This is a genomic window from Arthrospira sp. PCC 9901 (genome assembly GCF_059013425.1).
Genome location: NZ_CP102296.1, coordinates 3,212,215 through 3,236,582, shown reverse-complemented (window position 1 = coordinate 3,236,582; position 24,368 = coordinate 3,212,215). Strand labels below are relative to the sequence as shown.

At 44.4% G+C, this 24,368-nt stretch carries 20 protein-coding genes and 1 pseudogene; 9 read left to right on the top strand and 12 right to left on the bottom strand.

Translation table 11 applies throughout. The annotated features are described in order from the left end of the window. The first annotated feature begins 428 nt into the window (after positions 1–428). Both NLZ44_RS14025 and psb29 read left to right on the top strand, forming a co-directional pair. Complete coding sequence (locus NLZ44_RS14025; RefSeq protein ID WP_006618416.1) at positions 429–791, top strand: STAS domain-containing protein; 363 nt, start codon at positions 429–431, stop codon at positions 789–791. A gap of 186 nt (positions 792–977) precedes the next feature. After that, entirely contained in the window at positions 978–1,709 is a 732-nt protein-coding gene (psb29, locus tag NLZ44_RS14020) for a photosystem II biogenesis protein Psp29 (protein WP_493750182.1), read from the top strand. A 67-nt stretch (positions 1,710–1,776) separates the two neighbouring features. Here psb29 and NLZ44_RS14015 read toward each other — a convergent pair whose 3' ends face one another. The 3 genes and pseudogenes from NLZ44_RS14015 to NLZ44_RS14005 form a co-directional block, all read right to left on the bottom strand. Further along, the gene (locus NLZ44_RS14015; protein WP_493752998.1) at positions 1,777–2,274 is read right to left on the bottom strand and encodes a late competence development ComFB family protein; all 498 of its coding nucleotides are present in this window, start codon (positions 2,272–2,274) and stop codon (positions 1,777–1,779) included. After that, positions 2,266–2,496, bottom strand: a pseudogene (locus tag NLZ44_RS14010) (late competence development ComFB family protein); the annotation flags it as partial. The pseudogene NLZ44_RS14010 and the gene NLZ44_RS14015, both read right to left, overlap by 9 nt. Before the next feature lie 381 nt (positions 2,497–2,877). Then, a complete protein-coding gene (locus NLZ44_RS14005; protein WP_493750181.1) occupies positions 2,878–3,792 on the bottom strand; it encodes a M23 family metallopeptidase in 915 nt (304 codons plus the stop codon). A gap of 97 nt (positions 3,793–3,889) precedes the next feature. Between NLZ44_RS14005 and hypF the strand changes: the two genes are divergently transcribed. Continuing rightward, entirely contained in the window at positions 3,890–6,280 is a 2,391-nt protein-coding gene (gene hypF, locus NLZ44_RS14000) for a carbamoyltransferase HypF (protein WP_493750180.1), read from the top strand. Positions 6,281–6,316: 36 nt separating this feature from the next. On the opposite strand, the gene NLZ44_RS13995 is transcribed toward hypF, so the two are convergent. The 6 genes from NLZ44_RS13995 to NLZ44_RS13970 all read right to left on the bottom strand — a co-directional run bounded on the left by NLZ44_RS13995 (position 6,317) and on the right by NLZ44_RS13970 (position 13,590). Then, entirely contained in the window at positions 6,317–9,976 is a 3,660-nt protein-coding gene (locus NLZ44_RS13995) for a DNA polymerase III subunit alpha (protein ID WP_493750179.1), read from the bottom strand. 51 nt (positions 9,977–10,027) lie between these two features. Continuing rightward, positions 10,028–10,342: a glutaredoxin 3 gene (gene grxC, locus NLZ44_RS13990; protein ID WP_006620781.1), complete on the bottom strand. Its 315-nt coding sequence runs from the start codon at positions 10,340–10,342 to the stop codon at positions 10,028–10,030. A 34-nt stretch (positions 10,343–10,376) separates the two neighbouring features. After that, a complete protein-coding gene (locus NLZ44_RS13985; RefSeq protein ID WP_006668042.1) occupies positions 10,377–10,634 on the bottom strand; it encodes a hypothetical protein in 258 nt (85 codons plus the stop codon). Positions 10,635–10,899: 265 nt separating this feature from the next. Continuing rightward, entirely contained in the window at positions 10,900–11,757 is an 858-nt protein-coding gene (locus NLZ44_RS13980) for a PspA/IM30 family protein (RefSeq protein ID WP_493750178.1), read from the bottom strand. 443 nt (positions 11,758–12,200) lie between these two features. Further along, the gene (locus NLZ44_RS13975; protein ID WP_493750177.1) at positions 12,201–12,965 is read right to left on the bottom strand and encodes a PspA/IM30 family protein; all 765 of its coding nucleotides are present in this window, start codon (positions 12,963–12,965) and stop codon (positions 12,201–12,203) included. A gap of 139 nt (positions 12,966–13,104) precedes the next feature. Further along, positions 13,105–13,590: a CRR6 family NdhI maturation factor gene (locus NLZ44_RS13970; RefSeq protein WP_315639908.1), complete on the bottom strand. Its 486-nt coding sequence runs from the start codon at positions 13,588–13,590 to the stop codon at positions 13,105–13,107. A 302-nt stretch (positions 13,591–13,892) separates the two neighbouring features. Here NLZ44_RS13970 and NLZ44_RS13965 point away from each other — a divergent pair, with 302 nt between their 5' ends. The 4 genes from NLZ44_RS13965 to NLZ44_RS13950 all read left to right on the top strand — a co-directional run bounded on the left by NLZ44_RS13965 (position 13,893) and on the right by NLZ44_RS13950 (position 19,719). Then, on the top strand, positions 13,893–16,055 hold the full coding sequence (locus tag NLZ44_RS13965; RefSeq protein ID WP_493750176.1) for a hypothetical protein: 2,163 nt from the start codon (positions 13,893–13,895) through the stop codon (positions 16,053–16,055). Between the two features lie 167 nt (positions 16,056–16,222). After that, complete coding sequence (locus NLZ44_RS13960; RefSeq protein ID WP_493750175.1) at positions 16,223–18,055, top strand: DUF3685 domain-containing protein; 1,833 nt, start codon at positions 16,223–16,225, stop codon at positions 18,053–18,055. A 107-nt stretch (positions 18,056–18,162) separates the two neighbouring features. After that, complete coding sequence (locus tag NLZ44_RS13955; RefSeq protein WP_315639906.1) at positions 18,163–18,912, top strand: DUF1995 family protein; 750 nt, start codon at positions 18,163–18,165, stop codon at positions 18,910–18,912. Between the two features lie 45 nt (positions 18,913–18,957). Further along, complete coding sequence (locus tag NLZ44_RS13950) at positions 18,958–19,719, top strand: metallophosphoesterase family protein (RefSeq protein WP_493750174.1); 762 nt, start codon at positions 18,958–18,960, stop codon at positions 19,717–19,719. A gap of 1 nt (position 19,720) precedes the next feature. Here NLZ44_RS13950 and NLZ44_RS13945 read toward each other — a convergent pair whose 3' ends face one another. Both NLZ44_RS13945 and NLZ44_RS13940 read right to left on the bottom strand, forming a co-directional pair. Then, the gene (locus NLZ44_RS13945) at positions 19,721–20,305 is read right to left on the bottom strand and encodes a hypothetical protein (protein ID WP_493750173.1); all 585 of its coding nucleotides are present in this window, start codon (positions 20,303–20,305) and stop codon (positions 19,721–19,723) included. Between the two features lie 174 nt (positions 20,306–20,479). Continuing rightward, positions 20,480–21,742: an aspartate aminotransferase family protein gene (locus NLZ44_RS13940; protein ID WP_008049301.1), complete on the bottom strand. Its 1,263-nt coding sequence runs from the start codon at positions 21,740–21,742 to the stop codon at positions 20,480–20,482. A 189-nt stretch (positions 21,743–21,931) separates the two neighbouring features. On the opposite strand from NLZ44_RS13940, the gene NLZ44_RS13935 reads away from it, so the two are divergent. Both NLZ44_RS13935 and NLZ44_RS13930 read left to right on the top strand, forming a co-directional pair. After that, entirely contained in the window at positions 21,932–22,363 is a 432-nt protein-coding gene (locus NLZ44_RS13935; protein ID WP_006668050.1) for a hypothetical protein, read from the top strand. Between the two features lie 64 nt (positions 22,364–22,427). After that, positions 22,428–23,756 carry an adenylate/guanylate cyclase domain-containing protein gene (locus tag NLZ44_RS13930; protein WP_493750172.1) on the top strand — a complete coding sequence of 443 codons (1,329 nt, stop codon included), beginning with the start codon at positions 22,428–22,430 and terminating at the stop codon, positions 23,754–23,756. Positions 23,757–23,814: 58 nt separating this feature from the next. On the opposite strand, the gene NLZ44_RS13925 is transcribed toward NLZ44_RS13930, so the two are convergent. Beyond that, complete coding sequence (locus NLZ44_RS13925) at positions 23,815–24,111, bottom strand: SH3 domain-containing protein (RefSeq protein ID WP_493750171.1); 297 nt, start codon at positions 24,109–24,111, stop codon at positions 23,815–23,817. Positions 24,112–24,368 lie beyond the last annotated feature (257 nt).

The window sequence follows — 24,368 nt, the reverse complement described above, 5'->3', positions numbered from 1 at the left end:
TGACTGCCAGATGCAGGGAAAAGGACAGAAATTGATCTTGATTCAGTCCCCGGACAACAGCTAATCTGATAACTGCAATGGTATTCTTGGTCAAGGGTCAATGTTTTTGCTAGACCCAAGTTTGGCCGATATTGGCCTGATGCTGACTAGAACGCGCTTGGTCAACAAAGAGCTGTGGTTGGGAAAGTTTGCACCTCTGTTGGGGTTATACTTTCTGAGGGATGGGGTCTTTGATAGCTCCAAGAACTTTCATTTTCTTTCGGCTTGAGGCTACCTAGAAAGGCCATTATGGTGACTGGGTGAATACTCAGCAGCCAGTAGGTTACTGTATAAATCACCAAGCAAAATCCCCGTCGCCGTTTTGGCGGGGACTGTCACAGTCAAAGAAGCAACCATCGCAAAATCAAGAATTTCAGAGGGGACGGTCAGTGATTCATATCGATCAAAAGGAACATACGACCCAGGATGGCACTAAGGTCATAGTATTAGCACCAACAGGACGCTTAGATATCACCACCGCCTGGCAGTTTCGTCTCAAACTGCAAGAATGTATATCTAAGCTCAGTCGTCATGTGGTCGTGAATTTGGGTCAGGTGAACTTTATCGACAGTTCCGGGTTGACCTCCCTAGTGGCTGGTATGCGAGATGCTGATAAAGTTAAGGGTAGTTTCCGCATCTGTAATGTTCACCCAGAAGCCAAACTGGTATTTGAAGTGACGATGATGGATTCTGTGTTTGAGATTTTTGAGACGGAAAAGGAAGCCTTAGAGGGCGGTGTCAGAGCTAGTTAAGGCGGTGAAAGTTGAAGTTAAACAAGAATGGCCGGGGGTTCATCTACGAAGTCCCGGTTGTTGGTGCTAATCATCGCTGATTGCTCTAACTACTATTCACAGTCTTGGCAAATTTACCGTCTCAGGGGACAATTAGTTTAAGTCCCTCCCGGTCACATAGACGCGGGGCTTTTAGAAATTTTAACCGTGAACAATATCCGCACTGTTTCAGATACCAAGCGAGCTTTTTACAACATCCATACTCGGCCGATTAACTCTATCTATCGTCGCGTGGTTGATGAGTTAATGGTGGAAATGCACCTGTTGTCGGTCAATGTCGATTTTAAATATGACCCCATTTATGCCCTGGGTGTGGTCACGGCTTTCGATCGCTTTATGCAAGGATACATCCCCGAAGCCGATAAATTGTCGATTTGGGCGGCTTTGATTATGGCCCAAGAAAGCGACCCTAATCAATATCGGGCTGATGCTACGGCTTTAGAGGCACAGGCGGCGACCCTTTCTGTGAAAGATTTGACGGAAAGGGCTAAGATAGCTCAGGAAAGTTCCGGGGATGACCCTTTGCAGTCCTGTTTTCATGCGATCGCCAATAACCCTAAATTCAAATACTCTCGGCTATTTGCCATTGGTTTATATACTCTCCTAGAAAAAAGCGATGTCACAGCGGCTCAGGACTCGGAAGGGTTAAAAACCATCCTAAGTGACTTTAGTGAGGTTTTAAGGCTACCTAAAGACAAGCTGGAGAAGGATTTAGACCTGTACCGCACCAACCTAGAAAAAGTGGCTCAGGCGCGGTTAATGGTAGATGAGATGACCCAAGCCGAACGCAAGAAGCGGGAACAAAAGGCCGCCCAAAGCCAAACTGCCACCTCTGGTAGCAAGAACCCTAGCAAAGATGATCAGGTGTCTGATTCCTAAGCCAGTGGTTATCGGTGGCGATCGCAATAGGTGCATTAATTAGCACCAACTGAGCGATCGCCTTAAATTAGTTTGGGGTATTAGTTTCGTGATCCGGTTCGTAGTCTTCCGCGTAGGCTTTCAGTAAACCGCTCATTTGTCCCAATAGAGAACTATCGGATATCTGGCCTAACACTTTTTGATTTTGGGCGGCGCGGTCTAAGTTTCGTGCAATAGCCTCTTTCACTTGGCTAGAAATGAGGGCTTGTAGTTCCTCCTTAGCGCGAGACCTCTGATATTGCGCCCCCTCTTCTGTGGTAGCATACAGTGGCGGTAAGCGGTTGAGAGCATAGGCGGCAATATCCCCCACATCCAAAGACTGCTCGCTTACTTCATCAATTTGGGCCACTTGAGCGATCGCCTCACTGAGAACTAACTCTTCCATCACATTAATAAACTGCTTGCGGGGTAAAACAACCACTTCCCCCGTCAACAAAGCACCCATGAGGCGATCGAGAGCCATATACTCCTCGATGGATAATAAAGACTGCTCGCTTACTTCATCAATTTGGGCCACTTGAGCGATCGCCTCACTGAGAACTAACTCTTCCATCACATTAATAAACTGCTTGCGGGGTAAAACAACCACTTCCCCCGTCAACAAAGCACCCATGAGGCGATCGAGAGCCATATACTCCTCGATGGATAATTCTGAAGCTGTATTACATATCCGCCCTACCTCTGCTTCCATAGATGGTGTCAAATAACCATCCTGTAAAGCCTGATCAACAATTCTTTCAATACTCATCGAAACTCCTGGGTCTGAAACCCCGTCCTTCTAGGACGGCTTTACAAGTTAATTAACTATACGCCACGAATTGTAGGATAGAAACTGACAATCTTTACGCACTGGGTTTTGACACATCCCGTGAGGGGAGACTTGCATAATGCAGAAATGTCCGTAACAAAGTGGTTTCATCGGCGAGGGGCAAAAGGGACATCGAAAAAAAGTAAAGCCTTCGAGCCACCTATAGGGGCGCTTTGACTAGGCCTGTGAGAACTTTTGGTTCATTCCCGAATCTCCGTTGCGTGATTCGCCCAGAGAGTAAAATTAGTTCTACACCAATCAGCCACTGATTAACCCAAACTCCACAAAACTAAATTTTCTAATCACCATCAAGAGAATCATTTATTCTATACCGTCAAACCGCCAAGGTACTGGATCTACAGATTGACCGTGAACATAAAGACCCCAATGAAGGTGTGGTCCCGTAGATGCCCCTGTTGATCCGATCGCCCCAATGGTCTGGCCTGCTGTCACCATTTGTCCTTCCTTTACATCAATTCGACTCAAGTGAAGGAAAATACTGGTAACTCCCTGACCGTGATCAATACCAATAGTGTCACCGTGGATCTCAAATCCTTCGGACTCATGCCCCACCAAAACCACCCGACCCGCTGCTGGTGCTATCACCGGAGAACCCGTCGGAGCGGCATAATCAACCCCTCGATGATAATAGTTTTGGGCGAACTCCCCGTTATAGTATCTTCGGACCCCATAAATTGTTGTCACCTCACCGGAACTTGGACGCAAAAACGGCCCATTCCAATGTCTTTTGGGGGTAACAATTCGTTTAAATTCATCAACCCGGTCAAACTCATGGTCTGTACCTCGCCGCCCAGCGCTATCTGGTGGCAGCCAAATGGACTGGGTGGGAAAACCGCGATCGCGCAATTGCACGCTCACATTACTCTGTTGGCTACCATTGCTAATCTGAATTGATTTCGCACCCGTTTGGTCTAGGGGAGTCGTCGGAATTAAAGCGCGATAGCGATCGCCACCCAGCGCAAACAGAGGATAGTTTTTCCCTCCCATTGTCACTGTTGGTTGCGACTCCTCGCTATTCACCCCACTTATCACCACTGAAATGGTATCTCCCAACTGAGGGGAGGTAGGGCTAACTTGAACTTGAAAGGCTACCGCTGGCTTAGTTACAATCAGCAACACAGCAGCAAGTGCTAAAAACAAGCTGCTGGTCAGTCGTTTGATTTGACGGCTTTTTCCGTGAACACCAGTCATGGCGTACTCTCGTAATTGTATCATTAATCTCTGTTTCTTCTGTTAACTCATCAATTCGGACTTATTGTAACCAATCAGATAAATTTTCGAGAGTTTGAGTTTAGCGTTTCTCCGGTCTTCTATGTTGTCTACTTCTGATCAAAATCTGTCTCGCCTCAGTTTAACTATTCGCGGTGCTGTTCAAGGTGTCGGGTTTCGGCCCTTTGTCTATCGACTCGCTACCCAACTCAACCTCAAGGGTTGGGTAAATAATTCCGTGGGGGGGGTTTTTATTGAAGTCGAAGGCTGTTCAGAGAGTCTTGAGCGCTTCCAACAGCGCCTGCAAATAGAAAAACCACCAATATCCCATATTCACAGTTTAGAGGCCGTTTGGCTGCCTCTGGCTGGCTATTCTCACTTTGAGATTAGAGCTTCTCAGTCCACTATTCAGGGCGCTAAATCAGCGATCGTTTTGCCAGATCTTGCCACTTGTCCCCAATGCTTACAAGATATTTTTGACCCCCATAACCGCCGTTTCCGCTATCCCTTTACCAATTGTACTAATTGCGGGCCGCGCTACAGCATTATTAAAACTCTCCCCTATGACCGGGAGAATACTACTATGGCCGCCTTCCCAATGTGTCCTAATTGCGATCGCGAATATCACCACCCTGGCGATCGCCGTTTTCATGCTCAACCTAATGCTTGTCCCGTCTGTGGTCCCATTTTAGAATTATGGAATCATCAGGGACAGGTTTTAGCTAACCGCCATCATGCCTTATTACAAGCCGCCGCCGCCATGGGTCGCGGTCAAATTGTCGCCATGAAGGGTTTGGGAGGCTTCCAGTTACTTGTAGATGCTACTAATGCCGCCGCCGTTGAACAATTGCGAGTCCGTAAGCATCGACCCCATAAACCTTTTGCTGTAATGTATCGCAGTATACAGCAAATAGACCAGGTTTGTGATATATCCGCCGCCGAGGAACAATGGTTGCGATCGCCTCAAGCCCCCATTGTGCTATTATCAAGGCTGCCCGGTGCATCCGCTTTGGCGGATAATGTCGCTCCCGGTAATCCTAATTTGGGGGTTATGTTACCTTATACCCCCCTCCATCATTTGTTGATGGCTGAGTTAGATTTTCCCATTGTTGCCACCAGCGGTAATTTTTCTAACGAGCCTATCTGTACTGACCAGACAGAAGCCCTCCACCGTTTGGGAAAAATTGCCGATATCTTTCTGGTTCATAACCGCCCTATCGCCCGACCAGTAGATGATTCCGTCGTGCGGAGTGTTTTGGGTGAACAGATGGTTATTCGCCGCGCTAGAGGTTATGCACCCCTACCTGTGACAATTTTAGACAGAGATAGCCACCATACAACACCTGATTCTATTCTATCACAGAGCATTTCTAATTGTCAATACCCATATATTTTGGCAGTAGGTGGACACTTAAAAAACACCATTGCTATTGCCGTAGAAAAACAAGTTTTTATCAGTCAATATATTGGCAATTTGCAGAGTCCACAAGCGTTTCAGGCATTTAAAGAAGCAATTAACAGCCTCAGTAATATCTATGATTTTAAGCCTGATTTGATTGCTTGTGACGCACACCCAGACTATATTTCCACTCAGTTTGCGTATCAATTAGCTGCCGAGATTTTGCAACAAGAAAAACGGCAAGTTCCCGTCATTCCAGTACAACATCATTATGCTCATGTTTTGGCGGTTATGGCAGAACATCAATTATCATTTCCCGTCTTAGGAGTAGCTTGGGACGGTACTGGTTATGGATTAGATGAAACCATCTGGGGGGGAGAGTTTCTACTAATTAATAAAATCGGCTTTCAGCGAGTCGGACATTGGCGAAATTTCCCACTTCCTGGAGGTGATAAAGCCGTCTTAGAACCCCGACGATTAGGCTTAGGATTATTATATGAATTGTGGGGGGAACAGTTATGGGATTATTGGGATGAGCAGAAAATTAGCTTAGGGAATTTCCCCCAGTTAAAGTTAATTTTGCAAATGCTGAACCGGAAAGTTAATACACCTAGAACATCTAGTGTCGGGAGGTTATTTGATGCGATCGCTTTTTTGGTCGGTCATGGTGACAATATCAGTTTTGAAGGACAAGCCGCCATGGACTTAGAATTTGCGATCGGTGATGTAATTACTGATGAGCATTACCCAATTAATTTGCACCAAAGTTCAGGTAAAATCATTTTAGATTGGGAACCCATGGTCAAGCAGGTACTTAAAGATTTTAACAATCATGTTCCTGTCAGCCTGATCTCTGCTAAATTTCACAATACCTTAATAGAGGGAATCATTATGGTATCTCAAAAGTTTCCAGAGGTTCCCCTTGTCTTAACTGGAGGATGTTTTCAAAACCGATATTTATTAGAAAAGACTATCCAGCGACTAACTTCAGAAGGCATTATTCACTATTGGTCTAAACAGGTTCCCACCAATGATGGCGGGTTAGCATTAGGACAGGTCATGGCTATTATCATCAATCATCCACAATCTAATTAATAATTAATAATTAATAATTAATAATTGCCGGGCGGGTTATTCATTATTAATTGATAGTACATCAACGGTAAAACCAGAAGTTTTTAACTGTTGTACGATCGCCTCTTGATTTTCCACCCAGAATTGAGAGCCAAAGCGTACCAATGGTTTAGGCGAAACTTGACCATCAACAATGGCTTGAATAGGAACCCTTCCCAACTCTTGATTACCTCGATATTCTTCTAAAATGCCTTTCAGAATTTGTAACCTTTCCAATTGGCAAATTTCTTCAGGAGTTAAACAGAGTTGAATAACTGAAGAAGCCGCCAAATTAGGCGGAAGTTGCGAGGGGGAACCTGGCTGATTATTCGGTTTAATTAAGTCATCAGCAGACTTGATCGCGTCCACAATAATTTGAGTCTGATCATCCCGTTTTTCCACCTTACCCTCAACCACAACAACCGCATTTTCTTTTAACTCCTGTTGTACCGCCTCATAACTACTAGGAAACACCACAGCATCAATTTGTCCCGTCAAATCTTCTAGTAGTAGAAACGCCATGCGATCGCCTTTTTTAGTCAAATGGGGCTTAATATTAATTAAAATCACCGCCACCTTAACAGCAGCTTTTGACTTTTGTTCTGGCAGTTTATCCAAAGTCACATTATCCGGGAGTATCCCTGAGTCTAACAAAGACTTGAGAGGGTGATCCGAAACATAAAAGCCTAGTAATTCCTTCTCAAATTGCAACTTATCTTTAGGCGCATAATCATCACCTTTAGGAAAAGCAGGTTCTCCCGAAGGTGAATTACTCTCAGTAGTTGCATAATTGACCAAATCAAACAAATTCGTTTGACCAATTTCCCGATTTTTCGCCCTATCTTGTGCCCAAGGAATAACTATATTCAAATATTCAATTGATTGCTTGCGGTTAGCATGGAGACTATCAAAAGCACCCGATTTAATTAAAGATTCCAAAGCGCGACTATTAACCATTTGTAGATTAATGCGATCGCACAAATCCGCCAAACTGCGAAAAGGTCCCCCTTCCTCTCGTACAGATAGCAAATGTTCAATCGCGCCATCTCCCACATTTTTAATCGCCGACAACCCAAATACAATCCTATTTTCTATAGGCGTAAAATCCACATTAGAGCGATTAATATCAGGTGGAACTACATCAATACCCAAATGCTTACAGGATTCAATATAAGCCCTAACCTTGTCAGTATTGCCACTATTCTCCGTCAGCAAAGCCGCCATATACTCTGTCGGATAATTAGCCTTTAAGTAAGCCGTCTGATAAGTAATGTAACCGTAGGCGGTAGAATGGGATTTGTTAAAACAATATTCAGCGAACTTAACCATTTGGTCGAACAGATGTTCTGCGATATTTTGGGGGACTCCATTGCGCGTCGCACCATCAATAAAAGTTTCCCGATGCTTCTGCATTTCCGATGCTTTCTTTTTCCCCATAGCACGTCGCAGCAAGTCCGCCTGACCCAAAGAATACCCCGCCAAATCTTGAGCCATTTTCATAATTTGTTCTTGATAGACCAAAATTCCATAGGTCTCATTCAAAATAGGTTCCAAAAGTTTATGTTCATAGCGAATTGGTTCTCGTTTATGCTTACGATTAATAAACTGAGGAATTAAACCAGCATCTAAAGGTCCGGGTCTATACAATGCCAAAATAGAAGAAATATCCTCAATACTGGAAGGCTTTAAGTCCTTCACAATCTGACGCATTCCCGAAGATTCTAGTTGAAATAAACCTTCCAAATCTCCTCGTTCCAAAATCTTATAGGTTTTCGCCACATCCTCCGGCATTTTTTTCACCGAACCTTTAGCCAGAATATCCATGGCTTTACGTTCCTCAGCGGCTAAATTATAGGGGTCAATATCTATGTGATGATTTTGGGAAATATAGTTTAAAGTTCTTTGAATAATCGTCAAGTTTTTTAAGCCCAAAAAGTCCATTTTCAACAGACCCAGGGCTTCTATATCTTCCATAAAATATTGAGTAATGACCGACCCATCATTATTCCTTTGAAGAGGGACAATTTCATCTAAAGGCTGTTTAGAAATCACCACCCCCGCTGCGTGAACTCCAAAGGTTTTGTTAGTCCCTTCAATACGAATTGCCATGTCAACCCACTGGCGCACAGCAATAGTTCCCACTTCCTCACCAGCATCATTTTTAATGGGTACAAAGTCATTATCGTATGCTTGTTTAAATTCCGGGGATGGACTTTGGTCAGAAATCATCACCTTTAATTTAGTCGGTTTACCACGAGATACCGGAATCATTTTTGCCATTTGATCCGATTTGCTATAGGGTATTCCTAACACCCTAGCAACATCTTTGAGTACCGCCTTAGAAGTCATGCGGTTAAAGGTGATAATTTGAGCAACTTTCTCTTCCCCATATTTGGAGGTAACATATTTAATCATTTCATCACGGCGGTCTATGCAGAAATCTGTATCAATATCCGGCATAGATTTTCGTTCTGGGTTCAGAAAACGCTCAAATAGTAACCCGTGATGAACCGGATCAATATTAGTAATTTGTAAGGCGTAAGCGACCAAGGAACCCGCCGCCGAACCCCTACCAGGACCGACAGGGATATGATTATCTCTAGCGTGTTTTATGTAATCCCAAACTACTAAAAAATAGGTAGCAAAACCCATTTTTTGCATCATTTTTAATTCATATTCGAGCCTTTCTCGATAGACGGGCTTAATTTCCGATCGCCCTTGAGCATTTAATCGTTTTTTCAAGCCTTCCCAGGCGATTTCTTCTAAATAAGTATCAGCCGTATGATTCGGAGGTATCGGATAATCAGGAATACGAGGTTCCCCTAAAATTCCGGTATAGGGTTCCACTTTTTCCGCCACTTCTAAGGTATTAGCGATCGCTTCTTTAATCACCTCATCTGGGAGATGATCTCGAAACAGTTGCATCATCTCTTCCGCCGATTTTAGGTACTCTGTGCCACTATAACGTAATCGGTTATCCTCAGTAATTAACTTTTGTGTATTAATACATAATAAGGCATCATGTGCTTCCACATCATTACAGGAAATAAAGTGTGAATCATTAGTCGCTACAATTTTGACTTCAAATTCCCTCGCCAGTTGCACCAAAGCCACATTAACAATGCGGTCTTCTGGGGAACCATGATCTTGAATTTCTAAATAGTAATCATCCCCAAACACCCTTTTATACCACTCAACAGTTTGGCGTGCGATATCCATGCGCCTCTGAAGAATAGCTTGGGGAACCTCACCACCCAAACAAGCACTGGTAACAATTAAGCCTTCGTGATACTCTTCTAATAGTTCCTTATTAATACAAGGACGAGCAAAAATTCCCTTTCCTTGAAAACCTTTTAAGTGAGAAATAGTAGTTAATTTCACCAAGTTTTTATAGCCTTGGGTATTTTTAGCCAAGACGACTTGATGATATTTTTTAATTCCTCGCTGTTGAACTGTGACATCAGCATTGAGGACATACATTTCATTGCCAATAATAGGTTTAATACCCTTACTGCGGCAGATTTTAATAAGTTCGATCGCCCCATACATCACCCCATGATCCGTAAGAGCGATCGCTGGCATTCCTAATTCCACAGCGCGACTGACCAACTGTGGGAGTTGAGAAGCACCATCAAGGAGGCTGTAGTCACTGTGAATATGCAGTCCTACAAAAGACATAATTTAACTTCTCCAACCATTAATTTTAGATGTACAATCCCAGCCCAAATGTTAAGATAGTGGCGGAATTAATAACGGTTCTAATTTCCCTTCACTGTCTAACTGATAGAGGTCGTCGCAGCCGCCGATATGCTGATTATTGATAAAAATTTGGGGAACCGTGCGCCGACCGTTAGCCCGTTGTGCCATGGCTTCTCTAGCATTATTATCGCCATCTATTTGATAATCAGTATATTCAACCCCTTTCCACCACAGCAGCAGTTTGGCGCGGATACAGTAAGGACAGGTTTGCCAACTGTACACCTCAACCTTAGCCTTGAATTTACCGGGATTTCTGCCGATAATATTATTCAGAAAATCTAGCATTTTATCAACTCCTATTATTTCGCAAAAACTCAGATTAATTATAATTAATATAGTTCATGTTTTTAACTTCGGCACGCAGTCGAGAAATTAATTTTTGCTCCTTATATATTGATGTATAATAGTGCAGCATAAAAACCATATTGATTCCAAAAAACAAAGAAGTTAAAATGGTTCTAATAGCCGCAGCCAAACTCAACTCGGAAACCACCGTAAATAGAGCAAATACAATAGAACATAGACCAAAACCAGCCGCAAATGCACTGATGGTTAAAAATCGAACTTTGAGCATCATAAGTTCAAAGAATGAGAAGTTAATTTATGCTTACCAATGGTTATAACCCCAAACAACATAAGTAGGTGCTTGATCTGGATTTACACAGATTATTGCTGATTTAGTCCCCAAAGTCAAAGAATTATCCACACTCAGACCTGGGGAAGATTTAGGGAGCAGGGAACAGTTGCCCAAAGCAGGGGGTTAAACCCCACGCGATCAAAAACCCTACACCCTATTACTTCCCGGTTTCCCGACCCCAGACTCAAGCCTCCGAGACAGCAACTTATTTATTAAGTTCTCTACGCAACTCTTCAAGTTCGCTGTCAATCTCCGGATTAGAAGTCGAACTATCAGTAGGCGCAGAAGGTGATAATTGAGGCTGATTAGCAGGAGCGCCCAGTTGAGCCTTCATAGTCGCCAACTCATCATCAACATCACTTCCCGCTTCCAGGGCGCCGAATCGTTCTTCCAAGCCACCACCAGTCAACTCAGCCGCCGCAGTAGACTTCGCTTCCATAATCATGACTTTTTCCTCCATGCGTTCAAAAGCGGAGGTAGCACTACTGGTATTAAGACCACCAAGGACATTAGTAGACTTCGCTTCCATAATCATGACTTTTTCCTCCATGGGTTCAAAAACGGAGGTAGCACTACTGGTATTAATACCACCAAGGACATTATTGAGCTGTTCATTAGCCTTAGCCGCCTGATGAGCTCTAGCCTTGAGCATATTTTTCTTAGTCTTGGCTTCGGAAATTTTACTCTCTAAGCTAACCAAGTTCCGCTTGAGAGTCTCTACCTGTTCAGTTTGCTGCCTGAGACTCATTTCCAGGGTATTAGCGGTTTCGAGATAGCCCTTTTTGCGCTGGAGGGCCTCCCGCGCCAAGTTTTCATCGCCCTTTTGTAGAGCTAGTTGCGCGCGAGACTGCCATTGGTTAGCTTGGGACTGGGCTTGATTATACTGTTGTTGAGAACGTTTTTGCTGGGCGATGGTCTGAGCGACGGCTTGGCGCAACTGGATCAGATCCTCTTGCATTTCAATAACAGCTTGTTCAAGTATCTTTTCCGGGTCTTCTGCCTTATTCACCAAGTCATTCAAGTTGGCCCTTACAACTCGGCCGATACGGTCAAATAATCCCATGACGCTGTTTTTCCTTAAATGGTGTATAATTGACTTAGAATAATCAGTCTGGTTAAAGTCAGCTAGTTTAAGGGTATAGGCTAAGACCTTCCCTGACTAGAACCGATAGCTATAGTTTAACTTGTTAATCGAAAGTGTTTTAGGATCGCTGTTCAATCACATCAAATAAACCCTCATCGAGATCGTAGAATGAGAAGTTAATTTATGCTTACCAATGGTTATAACCCCAAACAACATCAGTAGGTGCTTGATTCGGATTCAACAAGATTATTGCTGATTTAGTCCCCAAAGTCAAAGAATTATCCACACTCAGACCTGGGGAAGATTTAGGGAGCAGGGAACAGTTGCCCAAAGCAGGGCGCTACACCCCACGCCCCAAAAAACCCTACACCCTACTACTTCCCGGTTTCCCGACCCCAGACTCAAGCCTCCGAGACAGCAACTTATTTATTAAGTTCTCTACGCAACTCTTCAAGTTCGCTGTCAATCTCCGGATTAGAAGTCGAACTATCAGTAGGCGCAGAAGGTGATAATTGAGGCTGATTAGCAGGAGCGCCCAGTTGAGCCTTCATAGTCGCCAACTCATCATCAACATCACTTCCCGCTTCCAGGGCGCCGAATCGTTCTTCCAAGCCACCACCAGTCAACTCAGCCGCCGCAGTAGACTTCGCTTCCATAATCATGACTTTTTCCTCCATGCGTTCAAAAGCCGAGGTAGCACTACTGGTATTAATACCACCAAGGAGATTATTGAGCTGTTCATTAGCCTTAGCCGCCTGAGCTCTAGCCTTGAGCATATTTTTCTTAGTCTTGGCTTCGGAAATTTTACTCTCTAAGCTAACCAAGTTCCGCTTGAGAGCTTCGACCTGTTCAGTTTGCTGCTTGAGACTCATTTCCAGGGTATTAGCGGTTTCGACATAGCCCTTTTTGCGCTGGAGGGCCTCCCTCGCTAAGTTTTCATCACCCTTTTGTAGAGCTAGTTGCGCGCGAGACTGCCATTGGTTAGCTTGGGACTGGGCTTGATTATACTGTTGTTGGGAACGTTTTTGCTGGGCGATGGTCTGAGCGACGGCTTGGCGCAACTGGATCAGGTCCTCTTGCATTTCAATAATAGCTTGTTCAAGGATCTTTTCCGGGTCTTCTGCCTTATTCACCAAGTCATTCAAGTTGGCCCTTACAACTCGGCTGATACGGTCAAATAATCCCATGGCGCTGTTTTTCCTTAAATGGTGTATAATTGACTGAGAATAATCAGTCTGGTTAAAGTCAGCTAGTTTAAGGGTATAGGCTAAGACCTTCCCTGACTAGAACCGATAGCTATAGTTTAACTTGTTAATCGAAAGTGTTTTAGGATCGCTGTTCGATCACATCAAATAAACCCTCATCGAGATCGTAACCTAACATTTGAGCCATAGACTGAAGCCGGGAGCGACTTGGTAATCCCATCTCCTGAAGCCAACGGGTAATCACAAAAATTTTCTGCATCAGGAAAATCTCCAGAGCTTCTGGATTGTATTGTATGCCTTGCGGACCGTGAAACTGGTGGGGAACTAGCATAGCGACATAACGAGCCAACTCTCCCGATCGCCAGTCTAAAGCATAAGGTAGCCAGGGATATTGGCTATCAAGACAAATAAACCACAGTCGAACCTCTGGCACCTCAGACAACTCGCGGGGGTCTTGGTCATCTAGGGGATAGTCAATCTCAAAGCTGATTTCGGGTTCGGCACTTCTGAGCTTTGATTCCTGAATCAGTTGCTCAATAACCTTGTCAACAGGTGAGATATCCAGATGATTGATGCAGTGGGAGTCTAGTGTGATTCTAATGGTCATTAAGTTTAACTTGGGCCAAGCTACAATTAGCGTGTTAGCTTAATTTTATCATTGCTTGACAAAGGAATCGGTATAGTTGCGGTTGGTCAAAATTGCCTGAGTATTAAGGTTAACATACAGTGCCATTAGCTGGGAAGTTTCCAGGGAAACTTAACAATGATGCTCAAAGGGAATTGATCTGTTAACATCAAGTTGCCCTAGAATGGTGTTTTTAAGTAACCTTGGGCAGAACCAGGGGACAACTAAAGGAACCCACCCACCATGGTTAGGCTGAACCATTAGCACCAAAGGAAGATGAAGTTATGGCAACTCCCCAATTTGAACACTCTAGCCAACCTGCATTAGAAGCAAGTGCATCCAGTGATGTGGTTGTCTCTAGTGATGCGGGAATGATTGCAGAAACAAGTCAACCTATAGTTTACCCGAAAAAGCGAGGCAAAAGGCCGGGTGTCCCTAAGGGTTTTTGGGGATGGCAACTGCTGTGGTTAGTGGTCCTATTAGGTTTCGGAACGACGGCAACGGGTGCATTATTATGGCTACTGACTACGCCACCCCCTCCTAATTGTGAAGAAATCTCAGCAATTTCGGCAGCAGGCGATCGCCTACATTGTGCAGACCAAAGTACAAAATCCGGTAAACTAGAGGATATTCAAGCAGCATTTGCCCTAGTTAACGGTTGGCCAGAAGACCACCCCCTGCAAAACCAGGGAAGACAGATGATGCGAGAATGGTCTCAGAGGCTGATATTCTTCGCCAATCAAAGACTAGAAGCGGGAGACTTGCAAGGAGCCTTAGATTTGGTGGCGGTGGTTCCGGCTGATAGCCCCGCCTATGAGGAAGTACAGCGAGCCATGGCAAGTTGGCAGAATTATTGGGATGAGGGTTTAAATTTAGCCAGACAAGCGGAAAACGCGATGAAATCCCAGGACTGGAATCAGGCTTTCCGCTATATTCAAGCTGTGGGTAAGCTCAATAATGTACACTGGAACACTAAGCGATTTAATGAACTACTCGATCGCCTTAGCTTAGAAAGGCAAGGAGAACAGCGCCTAAAAGAAGCTGCCAACATAGCCAAGCGTTCTACTCCCGAGAGTTTAGTTGAAGCGATAGAACTGGCTAACAAGGTTGATGAGCAACTGTTTATAGTTTCGTTAGCCAAAAAAGAAATTACCTCCTGGAGTCAGAAACTCTTAGAGTTGGCGGTATCCGCGACTGAGAAACAAGATTTTGCTCAGGGGATTAAAATCGCCAGAATGGTTCCCTCGTATTCTCCGGTCCACAGGGAAGCGAAGGATATTATCTTACTAACTGAGCTGCAACAGGTGATTTCTAACCAATCCCTAGGACAGCCTTTGCTACAAATAGCCACGTTAATTGAGGGTCAAGCGGCTCTAGAAAGAATACCAAGCGATCGCCTTCTGTATCAAGAAACTAAGGCCATGGTGGATGATGCCTCCGCCAAAATTCAGGATTTAGTAGGCATACAATTAGCCAGTACCATAGCTAAAGTCAACCATCCCTGGGCTTTACAATTGGCGATAGATCAAGCCCAGATGATTGCCCCAGAGCGTCCCCGTCGCCTTCAGGCTCAAACCTTAGTAGCACATTGGCGCAATGAAGTACAACGGATACAGGATAGACCCTATATCCTCATAGCGAGAGAAGCAGCCAGAACCGAAACCGTCGATGGTTTTAGGACAGCGGTAGCCTATGCTGAAAATGTGGCACTTGGGCGACCTTTACGCATTGAAGCCCAAACTCTAATTGCCGAGTGGACAAAACGGATTCAGATTATTGAAGATCAACCCATTTTTAGCGAAGCATTAGCCCTGGCTCAAGATAATAAATTGAGTGAGGCGGTGAAAAAGGCTTCAGAAATTGACCAAGGTCGCGCCCTATATAACGACGCTCAGGAGAAAATTGCTGCATGGGTGACAACCATTCAAACGGCGGAAGATCAGCCAATTTTGGATAGCGCCTACTCATTAGCAAGTCGGGGTAGGCTGACAGCAGCTATTAACGAAGCCTCTAAGATTGGTTCTGGTCGCGCTTTATATTTTGAGGCTCGAAATGCGATCGCTCGATGGTCAGCAGAACGCAACGCTATTTGGGCAAGTCAACGAGCAGCAGAGGAATCTTACCGCGCTCCGGCTCGTCAGTCTTATGATAACTCTAGGTCCTACGAGTCAAGTTATTCTGATAACTGGAGTTCAAACGAGCCAAGTTATTCTGATAACTGGAGTTCAAACGAGCCAAGTTCCTCTAATAATTGGGATTCCTACTCGTCAGGTTATTCTGATTATGTAGCCCCAGCGCGCGCCTATGAGCCAGCCCCCGCCCCCGCCTATGAGCCAGCCCCCGCCCCCGCCTATGAGCCAGCCCCCGCCCCCGCCTATGAGCCAGCCCCAGCGCCCGCTAGTTCTGGAGATTACAGCGCTCCCGATTCTAATTTTTTCTTGGAGTAACACAAATCACGTTTTGAGAAGATTCCCCAGGTTATTTCTGGTTGTAGGTTGAGGCTCAAAAAAATGGTTCGTTTTGTGGTTGTGCTTGGGTACTGATGCCATCAGGTCAGGTATAAGTCCCTGAAACCAACGACAAAAATACTTTTATTATTTTGCTCGGACTGGATATGAGCCAATCGATTATTCAACTGCTGCTGATTGATGATGACCCCATATTTAGAATGGGAGTCAAATCAATTTGTGAGCCATTTTCTGACCTGGAAGTGATTGCAGAAGCGGTCACTCTGAGAGAGGCTTTAGCAGTGCTAGAGAATTGGGTAAAGCCACCAGTCGCGCCTACCTCTGGGGTGATTCCTGATACTGTGAAAGTGGCGATTTTGGAGTTGAGGATTAAAGATTTAACTGCCCAAAAAAATCAGGGTACTTTGAATCAGCAACGTTCAGCGATCGCATTTTGTCAGCAAATCCAAGCCTCTTATCAAAATATACCCCTGTTGCTATTTACCTCGGAATCAGATCCTAACTTACTAATCTCTCTCCGGGATTTAGGAGTCCAGGGTTATTGTCCCAAGGGAGTGGGATTAGAAGAACTTTTGATCGCACTGCGACAAGTAGCAGCCGGAGAACGCTATTGGGTCAGTCCTATTTCTGGGGCGGCGCTATCTTCCCAGGGAAACCCACAGCGCGCCCTCACCAGTTGGCAAAAATTTCGCTATGGTTTAGTTAAACCGGGGCTAAGGTCCATTGAACAAGCCCTACAAGAATTAACCAAAGAACTCCAGCAGGCTGAATCTATCCCTAGGGGTGATAAGGTTATGATGCTAAACTTGCTGATTACTAGGGGTCGCTATCGGGAGTTACGCGCCGCCAGGTGGCTGGTGAGTCAGTTAATACCACCATTACCACCCCCAGTTAATAATCCTCCCTCACCGTCAGAACCTACTAATCAACCATCATCCCCAGGAACTAATCAACCCCCCAACCCTGGTCAATTAGCAACCACAAACGATTCGAGTTTAGTATTAGCTACTGAGACTTCTACGGTGGATGTACAGTCGCTATTATTTGATGTGACTGTGGCTAAACTGCAATCAGGTTTGGTTAATTATACTGGTATCCCCTTAGAAATAGATATCCTTAAACTAACTAAAAAACAAGAGCTGATTTATACAATCTTGCGTAAATCTGAGGATTTAATCAATGAATTAAGGCTGTCGGAGATACAGCCAGAACAGCTAGATAGCAAAAGCTATAGCCTGATTATAGATTTGTGGACAGAAGCGATCGCCGATTTTTTTGGTAAGTATTATTCCCTCAAGGTAAGAGATGCACAAGTGGAAGTAGTACCAGTATTATTGAGGGATGCTCCCCTAGTGGAAAAAGAAATTCTTAATCATATTCCTATGATTAGGGATTTACTCGCTCATTTGTTATTCGGAGAACCCCTAACCATTGATAATCAAGTTTATGCCCTAGGTAGTTGGGAAGCCACACGACGCGCCGAAGCCTTATTGCAACATTGGGTGATTCAAGTCGCTAATGGGGTAATGCAGCCTTTACTTAATCATTTTGCGGATCTGGAGGAAGTTAAACAAACATTCTATGATCGGCGGCTACTGTCAACTAGGGAAATTGAAAAATTTAGGAATAACTTGTCCTGGCGATATCGCGTGAGGCGCTATATGAGTGAACCCCAGGCTATTTTTGAAAGTAGCTATACATTATTCATTTTAGGCGATCGCGGGATTGAAAAACTGACAATTTATGCCTCCCGTCGCCAAGAACTAGAACAACTTTCCGGCATTCAGTTGGCGGTGACATTGGTCTTAGAAGGTCGCGATGCGATCGCCCCTAGGGTGAGAACAGCTATATCCTTCATTGGTAGCACAGCAGTTTATCTATTAACTCAGGTGCTAGGTCGCGGTATAGGCTTGATTGGCCGTGGTATTATTCAAGGTATTGGTTCCTCCATTCAAGATAGCCAGTTTAGGAAAAAATAGTCCTCATAGTCCCGGATTCTTTGGTAGAATGAGTCTAAGGCGGTATTTATTTCCGCGCTTTAACCCGTGTGGGTATCATTCAAGGGTTCGACCTACAGAATTTTGAGATGACACAACTCCCAACTACCCTATCTGAAGCGATCGAACAAGCCAAACAAGCGGCAACTGCTGCTCTCGATGATGGCTACAAATTGATTCAAGTTGAACTGGTATTCCCAGAAATTGAACTTCAAGCTCAGTCGATCGCCTCCCAGTTTATCCCCGCCCTCGAAAAACCCGACACCCTGCTTAAAGTCTTTTTTCCCGATGCAGGGTCGGCAGCTTTGGCTCGTCGAGATTGGGGAGAAACTCCTTTCCGAGTCACCGATATAGGAACCAGTCGTTCCCCCGTAGAAACTCGCCTACAACCCGATGATGGGCAGTTTTTGGTCGTGTCTCCATCTCCTGTAGAAGTTAACCAAGTCGAAAATCTGCATAAATTGGCAGGCGATCGCTCGGTGGTTCTTCTTAATCCCCGTTTAGAAGATGTTGCTATCATAGGCATAGGATACGCGGCTCGCCAACTGCGGGAACGCTTCCTAAATACTATTGAGTCTTGCTACTATCTCAAGCCTCTCGATGGCGCGGCTTTATTTCGCTGCTATCCAGGAACTTGGGAAGTTTGGCTAGAAATTGAAGGGGAATACCAAAAAATTACCGAACAATCAACTAAACCTGTGGGTGATCAGCTAGAACAAATCTTGGCTCGTGCCTCCCAGGGAGATGACCCGTCATCTGTTACACCCAACCTACCACCTGCTAAGAAAAAAGGTTTTCTGTCCGAACTGCAAAGTTTTATCAATGCTTTGAGTAGATAAGCCACCTTTCACTCAGGGCAATTCATTGAGACATAAAGAAAGAAAATGTCTAAGCGGCGGATTGTTATTGGTGATATACACGGCCACTATAAAGGAATGATGGCCCTTCTTGACAAGGTGGCTCCCAATAGTGATGATGAGATCTACTTTCTTGGAGATCTCATCGATCGCGGCCCGAAAAGCGCTCAGGTGGTTGAATTTGTCAAAAATAGCCCCTATAAGTGCTTAATGGGTAACCATGAACAACTCATGTTGGAAGCCCTCCCGGAAGTAGGTAGAAATCAACAGGCTTGGCAGGCTTGGCTTTATAGTGGTGGTCAAACTACTGTGGCCTCCTATCAAGAGGCGGAAATTATCCCTCGCGACCATCTGCATTGGATGCGATCGCTACCCCTATTTCTCGACCTCGGAGATACTTGGCTGGTTCATGCCGGAGTTAACCCTAGGCGATCCATTGAACAGCAAACTGCTTCCGATTTTTGCTGGATTCGTAAAGAGTTCCATTCTATCCCAAAACCCTATTTTGACAAAAAACAGATTATTATCGGTCACACGATCACTTTTACTTTTGATGGGGTGGAACCAGGAAATATTGTCCAAGGACAAGGTTGGTTGGGTATAGATACAGGGGTTTATCATGCTAAGAGTGGTTGGCTAACAGCCCTGGAACTTGATACTAATACGGTGTATCAGGTGAATGCACTCCATTCTAAGTTTCGTGTCCTACCCCTAGAAGAAATTGTCACTACCCTCAAGCGACCCTCTATTTTTGATAGGTTGCGTTATGTAAGCCCTCAAGCACATTAATTTACTTCCCTGTTGACGGCGGCGGGATGATTTTTGTTAGCCAAGTCTCGATTCCTCTTTTAGTGGGTTTTCCTGAGGCGGTAAATCCCCAAATATCCCGCTTATGTTGGGGACCATAACTAATATGAATGGGGCGATCGCATCCATAAAAATATAAAGAGTCGAAGGGTAAATGATGATCTATAACCCAATCAACCAGTTGGTTACTTTCCAGATTTCTGATCATAAAATCACAGGAAGCCCCTAATCGAGAACAGTAATATTTGCCTTTTTGGTTAAGTTCATGGGCTAGATGTTGGTCTAGGTTAGGGGCAACCCTACCGTTTTTGATTCCGGTGTGATCATCTTTTTTTTCTAGGTATCTTTTCAGGTCCTTAGAACAAAATCCATAGGTTAACTGAAAGCGATCGCGCCCAAATTCATCAATAATTGGGTCGATAATTGCTTTATTTAAGTCCTTGATCGCCTCGATACTTTCTGGCTGTTGTGGGTAAGGATTAATGCGATCGCTATATTTAGCATAGGTTTTTGTACAAGTACAAAACTCTTCTAAAAACAGATATTTCCCCAGTTTAATATTATCCATAAATCATGCCCCTAAACCTATCCTCCCTTTCCCGGAGGGCAGCTATATTAACCTGATCGCTCCCTAATTATTAATTATTAATTATTAATTATTAATTGAAGAGGAGGCTGGTTGATTAATCTTCTGGTTAGCAGAGGTAATTAACAGCCCAACCCCCCTACATTATCTTCCCCATTATCGATTGTGTAAGGCGCGAGCTACCGCCTCACAGGCTTGATTAACTTCCGCCTCCGTCACAATTAAAGGAGGTACAAATCGCACAACTTTCGGACCTGCTGGCACTAATAAAACCCCTTGTGCGATCGCCGCATTAACCAGATCAATAGAAGTCAATTCCACATCTGGTTTTAATTCCATCCCATTAATTAAACCCCAACCGCGAACCTCAGCAATTAAATCAGGATACTCAGAAGCGATCGCCTGTAGGCTGTTTCTGAGCTGTTCTCCCCGCTGTTGTACATTGCTAAGGATATTTTCCCTTTCCAGAGTTTGACACACCGCCAAAGCCACACCACAGGCGAACGGATTACCACCAAAGGTACTCGCATGGTTTCCCGGTTCAAACACATCACAGAAAGACTTACACATCAGCGCACCGATAGGAATACCCCCACCGAGTCCCTTAGCGGAAGTAAAAATATCCGGTTCTATACCCAGATTTTCATATCCCCACCAGCGACCAGTGCGACCCATTCCCACCTGTACCTCATCGAGAATCAGCAAAATTCCCTTTTCATCGCAAATCTGGCGAATTTTTTGGAAGTAGGCCACATCTCCCGGACGCACTCCCCCTTCACCCTGTAGGGCTTCTAAAAGGATAGCCGCCACCCGGCGACCGTTTTGGTCAACTTCTGCGATCGCATTTTCCAAAGCCGGAAGGTCATTATAGGGAGTATAGACAAAACCTGGAACCAGGGGACTAAATCCCTTTTGATATTTGGGTTGTCCAGTCGCCGTAATTGTAGCCAGAGTGCGACCATGAAAACTAGCGTGGGCGGTAATAATTACCGGATCTTCAATATTAAGGCGATCGTGGGCATATTTACGCGCCAGTTTAATCGCCCCCTCGTTGGCTTCTGCGCCAGAGTTACAGAAAAAAACCCGGTCGGCTGCGGAATGCTCAGTTAACCAAGCTGCCAACTCTCCCTGTTCCGGGATATAGTAGAGATTCGAGACATGATGCAGCTTTTGGATTTGCTCGGTTACCGCTTCTATTAACTTGGGGTGCGCGTGTCCGAGGGTACAGGTAGCAATTCCCGCCACAAAATCCAGATATTCTTTCCCCTCTGTATCCCACACCTTACAGCCAGAACCTTTTTCCAGGGCGATAGGAAACCGCCCATAAGTGTTCATAACATTCGCGTTAAAGCGATCGATACTGAACTGTTCAGCCCCCGTTCCTAGACCGTCATCTCTGATTAAAGTTTCTGGACTCACAAATCGCTCCTTCAGTCTTTATAATGCTGATATTGTTAACCATCATATATCAGCCTTTATGGGGGCGCGTCACCGATTTCTGATATCCACTGAAACCCTTTGGGGTTTACCAACCCGCTTATTTTGCTGAACCCTAGCAATGGCTAAACTTGAGTTAAACTATCAAAATCAGTAGTAATCAGTGAGTTTATGCGATCGCGATTCTTTCCAGTTATCTTGGCTTCTGTGATTATCGGCTTCCTCAGTTGGCTGTGGACCCCCCCCGCCTGGGCGATGATTCAGATCGAATTATTTGATATCGGTTATCAAGACTGTCCGGCAGAGTTATCAGAAGGTATGGTTTCTAGTGGTTCTATCCAAGAGGCAGACTGTTTTATTGTTACCGGAAAAGCTAACAATACCTCTGGTAAAACCGTTGTCGATGCCGATATCTTCGGGCGGATCTATGATGCTAACGATAATCGGGTAATGCAAAACCGCACCCGCCTCGGTAGTATTGATGTTGTACCTCCAGGTATTAGCGATTTTGAAATCCGAATTTCTATAGCCTCTAATCTGGAAAAGCCCTTTAAGTTTAAGCAATTTAAGGCTTCTGGTTTTACGGGTCGTATCGGCCGATAATTACCAGTTATCACGATATGGCAGTTAATTTCATTCTATCGGCTGCCTGAAACTCGGTCAAATTATGAGTAAATATACCCCAGGCGATCGCCAATTGGGTCTATGGTTAGATCGCACAATGAAACAGATATTTAAAGCCCCCGACATCATTAAAGCGGCTAACTATCAAACCTGGCAACATAGTTTTATGCGTCAGCGCCTGGGTTTGGGACTATGGCTGGCTTTGATAGTCTATTTGACCTTTTCCCTATCCCAAATCAAGAATTGGCTATTCTATCCCCAAGATTTTCGCCTAGATTGGTTAATTACTCAGGTATGTGTACAATTGGGGGTATTGGTAGGGTTAGTGTTATTACGAACCGCGATCGGTCGCAAATACCCAGGTTTGATTTTTCTGCTATTATCCTGGATGGTCACACTCAGCCCCCAAATTCGGGCAACATTTTTGGGTATATCTCAACCCGCGATTATTGAGTGGCCCTTAATGTTCTTTTCCCAAGCTACCCTGCTTCCTATCTGCTGGTGGTTACATCTCATTTCTCAATTGGGGGTATTACTTTATTATTTTGGCACTCAAATTATCCTAGATCTTCCAGTCCGGTTACCTGTGGATTGGATGACTCAGGATTTTCTGGTGTTATACTTTTTTTGGATCTGTGTTATTTGCAATTTGTCGGTTTATTTATATGACCGTCTCGCTCATTCTGAGTTTAACTCCCGCAAAGCCTTAGTTACTGCCTACGAACAGGTTAAACAAGAACAGGAAAAGTCCGAAAAACTGCTACTTAATATTCTACCATATCCTATCGCCGAACGCCTTAAACAAGACCCTAAAACTATTGCTGATGATTTTACCGATGCGGGGGTGCTTTTTGCTGATATTGTCGGTTTTACCGAGATTTCAACTAGGTTTAGTCCCACGGATTTGGTGCAGTTGCTAAATGGTATTTTTTCCGGATTTGATGGGTTGGCAGAACAACACGGTTTGGAAAAAATTAAGACTATTGGGGATGCTTATATGGTGGTTTCTGGGTTGCCTTTACCTAGGGAAGATTATGCAGAAGCGATCGCTGATATGGCCCTGGATATGCAGCGGACTCTCCGGGAGTTCAACCGACAACATCAACAAGGTTTTAAAATCCGTATTGGTATTGCTACCGGTCCCGTTATTGCGGGGGTAATTGGCTTGAAAAAGTTTATTTATGACCTGTGGGGAGATACCGTTAATATTGCTTCCCGAATGGAGTCCCATGGTATCGCTGATGAAATTCAGGTGACAGAAGAAACATATATGGCACTTTGCGATCGCTATATCTTTGAAAAGCGCGGCACAATTCCTATTAAAGGCAAGGGTGAAATGACCACTTATCTACTCAAAGGAAAACATGAATAAACTAGGGGAAAAATTGGCTTTTCCCCCCACTTTTTCGCGATTAATTAAACTTTAATACCTAGTTATTATAGGTAATAAAATCACCCCGAACCCAACCACGAGCCTTAGACGCTGGAAACTCCACATAATACCACTTATAGCCATCAACTACCCTCTCATTAATCACATCAACATAGTCTCCTGCATAACCATAATGAGCCACAGAATAGTTAGTTCCAGGTCCTGAACGAATGTTAATTTGAGACCCCGGATCCCTCGCAAATAAACGCGCCGGATAAGCCCAAGCCGGAACTACAGCAGCAACTATCATAACCATAGATAGACCAGCAGACAGCAACAGTTTCTTAGGACTCATTGATTGACTCCAAAATTAATAGGTGAAATATTCAGCTAGCAATCCTTTAACCGATTAAGCAATTGTTCTAGCTTAGTCCTATTATCATCCACCAATTAACCAGCGTCATCAGTATAATTGCTTACCTTTGAACAATCCTGGCTTGGTGTTGGGTTTCAAACAACCTACTACTGTGCTGGGTTTCACCCAACCTACTGTGTTGGGTTTCACCCAACCTACTTTTCTGGGTTTCAACCAAGTTACTATGGGGGTGAGAT

Bases quoted from the DNA above. Each gene is read 5' to 3' on its own strand.
- NLZ44_RS13985 (WP_006668042.1), bottom strand. From the start codon at position 10,634: ATGATGCTCAAAGTTCGATTTTTAACCATCAGTGCATTTGCGGCTGGT.
- NLZ44_RS13930 (WP_493750172.1), top strand. From the start codon at position 22,428: ATGAGTAAATATACCCCAGGCGATCGCCAATTGGGTCTATGGTTAGAT.
- NLZ44_RS13960 (WP_493750175.1), top strand. From the start codon at position 16,223: ATGAGCCAATCGATTATTCAACTGCTGCTGATTGATGATGACCCCATA.
- NLZ44_RS13970 (WP_315639908.1), bottom strand. From the start codon at position 13,590: ATGACCATTAGAATCACACTAGACTCCCACTGCATCAATCATCTGGAT.
- NLZ44_RS13965 (WP_493750176.1), top strand. From the start codon at position 13,893: ATGGCAACTCCCCAATTTGAACACTCTAGCCAACCTGCATTAGAAGCA.
- NLZ44_RS13995 (WP_493750179.1), bottom strand. From the start codon at position 9,976: ATGTCTTTTGTAGGACTGCATATTCACAGTGACTACAGCCTCCTTGAT.
- NLZ44_RS13975 (WP_493750177.1), bottom strand. From the start codon at position 12,965: ATGGGATTATTTGACCGTATCAGCCGAGTTGTAAGGGCCAACTTGAAT.
- grxC (WP_006620781.1), bottom strand. From the start codon at position 10,342: ATGCTAGATTTTCTGAATAATATTATCGGCAGAAATCCCGGTAAATTC.
- NLZ44_RS14005 (WP_493750181.1), bottom strand. From the start codon at position 3,792: ATGATACAATTACGAGAGTACGCCATGACTGGTGTTCACGGAAAAAGC.
- NLZ44_RS13950 (WP_493750174.1), top strand. From the start codon at position 18,958: ATGTCTAAGCGGCGGATTGTTATTGGTGATATACACGGCCACTATAAA.
- hypF (WP_493750180.1), top strand. From the start codon at position 3,890: ATGTTGTCTACTTCTGATCAAAATCTGTCTCGCCTCAGTTTAACTATT.
- NLZ44_RS13955 (WP_315639906.1), top strand. From the start codon at position 18,163: ATGACACAACTCCCAACTACCCTATCTGAAGCGATCGAACAAGCCAAA.
- NLZ44_RS13945 (WP_493750173.1), bottom strand. From the start codon at position 20,305: ATGGATAATATTAAACTGGGGAAATATCTGTTTTTAGAAGAGTTTTGT.
- NLZ44_RS13980 (WP_493750178.1), bottom strand. From the start codon at position 11,757: ATGGGATTATTTGACCGTATCGGCCGAGTTGTAAGGGCCAACTTGAAT.
- NLZ44_RS13925 (WP_493750171.1), bottom strand. From the start codon at position 24,111: ATGAGTCCTAAGAAACTGTTGCTGTCTGCTGGTCTATCTATGGTTATG.
- NLZ44_RS13935 (WP_006668050.1), top strand. From the start codon at position 21,932: ATGCGATCGCGATTCTTTCCAGTTATCTTGGCTTCTGTGATTATCGGC.